Annotated in this window: 5 protein-coding genes; all 5 read right to left on the reverse strand. The window is 58.4% G+C overall.

The annotated features are described in order from the left end of the window. A partial coding sequence (locus tag H8Z83_RS18695) for a VirB4 family type IV secretion system protein (protein ID WP_187016415.1) occupies positions 1–1,520 on the reverse strand: 1,520 nt, incomplete at its 3' end. Further along, a complete protein-coding gene (locus H8Z83_RS18700) occupies positions 1,513–2,094 on the reverse strand; it encodes a hypothetical protein (protein WP_187016416.1) in 582 nt (193 codons plus the stop codon). The genes H8Z83_RS18700 and H8Z83_RS18695, both read right to left, overlap by 8 nt. After that, complete coding sequence (locus tag H8Z83_RS18705) at positions 2,091–2,354, reverse strand: hypothetical protein (protein ID WP_118603942.1); 264 nt, start codon at positions 2,352–2,354, stop codon at positions 2,091–2,093. Before H8Z83_RS18705 ends, H8Z83_RS18700 begins: the two co-directional genes overlap by 4 nt. A gap of 62 nt (positions 2,355–2,416) precedes the next feature. Continuing rightward, entirely contained in the window at positions 2,417–2,728 is a 312-nt protein-coding gene (locus tag H8Z83_RS18710; protein ID WP_187016417.1) for a hypothetical protein, read from the reverse strand. 116 nt (positions 2,729–2,844) lie between these two features. Continuing rightward, on the reverse strand, positions 2,845–3,844 hold a 1,000-nt coding region (locus tag H8Z83_RS18715), incomplete at its 5' end, for a DNA cytosine methyltransferase (protein ID WP_187016418.1).

A 3,844-nucleotide genomic window follows, 5' to 3' on the forward strand; every position in this document is an offset into this window, starting at 1 on the left:
TTAAGCGCGTTGCGGATGTAGGTGATGACGGTGGGATCGGACAGCCACAGGTACAGCTCATCAATGGCCGCCACGGAATTACCCAGTGTCAGAAGCTGATCCGACATATAGGACAGCAGACTGAACAGCAACGTGTTCCGCAGATTTTCCGCCATGTTATCCAGTCCCTTGACACAAAAAACAAGGAATTTGGAGCGGTCAATATTGGTATGCCCATTGAAGAACCTGGCGTCCGCGCCGCGGCACATGGAATGGAGCCCCAGCAGCAGATCCCGCAGCATTTCCCGCGGGTAGAGGCTGTCTGCGGCCTCGTAATGGTCATAGCTTTCCTGAATGGCGTTGTAGAGGTCGGAGAGGATGGGGTAATCGGTCGGCTGCATTCCGGTAAAATCCGTGCGGTCGGTGATGTTCCACTTTTTATATAGGCTTTCCACCATCAGCTCCAACGTGTCGATGTGGGGCGTGTCAAAGCCCTTGTAGACACGGAACACGTCCCGCAGGAAGGAGATGTGCTGGGAGAGCAGCGTTCCCCGGAAAGCGTCCGGGGCGTCCGGATCATCCGGCCCGCTGCCATCGTCCCAGCAGCGGGGCTCCAGCAGGTTGATGCGGTACTGCCCGCTCAAGTAGTCCAAAAAGCAGCCGCCCAGGGCGCGGCATTCATCCTCCATCTCATGTTCCGAGTCCAATGAAATGACGCTTTTGCCCGCCTCCCGCACATTGCAGAGCAGGAGCTTCAGAAGATAACTTTTGCCCTGTCCGGTATTGCCGAGGATGAGGGCGCTGGCGTTGGTCTTGTCGGCGGCACGGCGGTCGAAGTCCACGATGATGTTGGAGCCGAAGCGGTCACGGCCAATGAAGAAGCCCTTGGGATCGGTTTTGCCGGAATAGTTCATGGGGTACAGATTGGCAACGCTCCTGGCAGGCAGGACACGCTCCGCAAAATTGGCAAGCTGGCTGCCGCCCGCGGGGTTGGCGGAGAGAAAGCCCTCCCGCTGGCGCAGGAGCAGCGGATCGGCGCCCATGCGGGAGCGCACCAGTTGGGCGGATACCGTGTCCCGCGCCGCGCGCAGCTTTTCCGTATCCGTGGCGGCAATGTCCAAGTAAACGCCGCAGTGGATGAGCGGCTCCTTTTCCTGCCGCTGCTTTGCCAGCAGCTCCGCCATATCCCGCAGGTTGGCCTCCGCCGTAACGCTTTGCTTGTAATCGTTGGTGTTGCTCCGCTCCATGCGGCTTTTGTTGGTGGCGGCATGGAGGATGGCGTCCTCCTCGGCGGGTGTGACCTGCCGTGCCGTCAGGCGCAGATTGACGCCGCCCATATCGCCAAGGCCCCGCAGCAGCGCCAGCTCATCCGTCATGGGCGGGTAGCTTTTCAGCGCCATCGCCGTGTGATACCGGCTGCCGAGGATAAAATGGTCGGTGTTGAATTTTATCGCCGCGGGCGCGATCATATCCAGAAAGTCCTTCGGACGCTGTACCTGCTCTGCCGCTTTCTTTTTCGGTTTTGTTTTCTTTTTAGCCATGTGCCATATACTCCTCTCCATCGAAATCACGGAATACCTCCGTTGTGAGATCCTGCCGGTAGTAGATCGCCAGCAGGCGCTTCACATCCTGCTCCTCCGCCAGACGCACGCGGAGCCCGTGGTCGCAGATGGCTTTCTCCAACTGCCGCAGCGCACTTTCATCCGTACCGGCTTTTTCATCCAGTGGGAGCACCAGCACAAATTTGCGGGAGGAGGCGGAGGAGAACTGGATGGCGTCCAAATGGGCCATGTCCCGCTCTAACAGCTCCCGCACGGCAGGCTCCGTTTCCTCCTCCAAGCGCCGCAGGTAATATTCCTTGTTCCGCTGGAAGGATTCGCGGGAGTCCAGAGCCAGAATTTCCAAGGTTGGTTGGGTGCTGAGAAGCATGGTGAGGGAGCGGACGCGGCCCCGGATGACCTCCGGGGACAGGACGGAGAGGTTGTCCGGCTGGATCAGGAAAAAGACCCGCTCTCCGGAATCTGTCATGACGCCGTGGGGCGTCACGCGGACGATGCCCATGAGCTGCCGTGTCGATTGCCGCTGGCGCAGCTCCTTTTTCTGTTTTCGGTTCATGGGTCCAGCCTCCATTCATAATATTGCTGCCGCAGAAAGAGAAAACAGGCGGCACGGCGCAGGAAATCCAGAATGCTGGAGCCATCCACCTGAATGGTGAGAAAGGCGTACAGCACCGTGACCACCAGCAGTCCCATGCCGAGACCCTGGGTCAGCGCCAGCACAGAGAGCAAAGCGCCGATGCCAATCACGGCGATGTCCCGCAGCAGCCAGAGCCACAGCATGGGCTTGGCTTTCAGGTTTTCGGGGTAAATAAACATTTTGTTCCTCCAAAGCGAAACCGCTGCCGAAGATCTCAGCAGCGGTTCGCGCGATGTATTTCTTATTCTTCACCAACGCCGGCGTCCTTTGCCAGCGCCTGCCGGATGCAGTCCAGGAAGAAGGCGTTCTGCTTGATGCCGTTCCGCTTGAGGTATGCCTTGAGCTGCTCAAACAGCTCGGTGGGCACCTGAAACGCCACCGTCCTCACATTGTCCTTGTCCATCTTTGCGTTGTCCTCCATTTCATAAAATTTGGTGATGAGCGCGGTCATGTACCGGCTCAGTGTCTCGCCGGATTCCGCCTGTCGCTGCCGTACTTTGGTATGCAGCTCCAAGGGGATTTCAGCGCAGAGGTTGCGCGTTTTTTCTGCCATAGCAGTTCCTCCGATCTTTTTAATGGTAAAGCCAAGATACCCGAAAGCAAGTGCGAAAGCTATTACCAAAGCCAACGAAGAAGCGGCGCGAAACAGCGGCGATACCAACAAAGAGGCTATGCCGCCCGCATGGCCGCGGCGATCCGCGACATAATAAACTCCACACAGGGTATCGCCACACTGTTGCCCAAAGCTTTGTACCTTGCACTGTCCGACGCGCCGGGGATGTCTGTCCAGCCGTCCGGAAAGCCCTGGAGCCGCTCACACTCTAAAGGTGTCAGGCGGCGAATGAGATAGGCATAGGCTTCTGTCTGTTGGCAAATGAGATCGGTGGCGTCCTTATACTGACGGGCGCTTTGGGTACTTACCACATCATTCCTCCGAAAGTCATCCACACGCTGGCGGCTATAGACCGCGTGGCGGTCTGTGGCGGTCAAGGTGTACGCCAAATCCTCCTGACAGCCAAGGCCGTTGCCGCCGTTCTCCGGCTGGCGGTCTACAATATTTCCGGCAATGCAGATGGCACCCGCATTCTGCTCGACAAGAGAAGTGTTGTTTCCGCCCATTCCATAGGCAGCGGACATGGTGGGCGCTACATCATGCGGCCCTGTGTATCTTCCGTCAATGCCATGGTTTTCATAAACTTTGGGTTCTGTCGGACGCAGGATCAGAGGCTGGTGCCCGTGTTCCTGTGCCCGCAGGGTTCCGGTGACGTTCTCACTGCACTCCATGATCTGCCCGCCCTGATCGTTGATACAGAGAATGCTGGGCATACAGTTCCCGCCGGGGCTGCCCTTGAGGGTTGGAGCAACTGATTCGTTGTATCCAATGCCGCCTGCGCTGGCACCTGCTCCGGCGGAAAAACCGGCTACAAAGGTCTGCTGCTTCATCCCCGGCTGTGCGCCCAGCGCGCCTGCCACATCGTGCAGGTCACGCACCTCGTCCCGCTGGTTGGCGGCAAAGGCCATGACGCCGTTATAGCCGTCAAAGCCCTCCGCGGCTCCATTTGGCTGTGTCACGAAGGTCTGCATCTGCATATTGGTGAGCTGACCGTCCGGCCGCATGAGCCCCGCTTGGATCTTAAGCGCACGCGCCAGCATCTTCGGCAGCTTCTTG

Source organism: Dysosmobacter segnis, assembly GCF_014297285.1.
Classification (GTDB): Bacteria; Bacillota; Clostridia; order Oscillospirales; family Oscillospiraceae; genus Oscillibacter; species Oscillibacter segnis.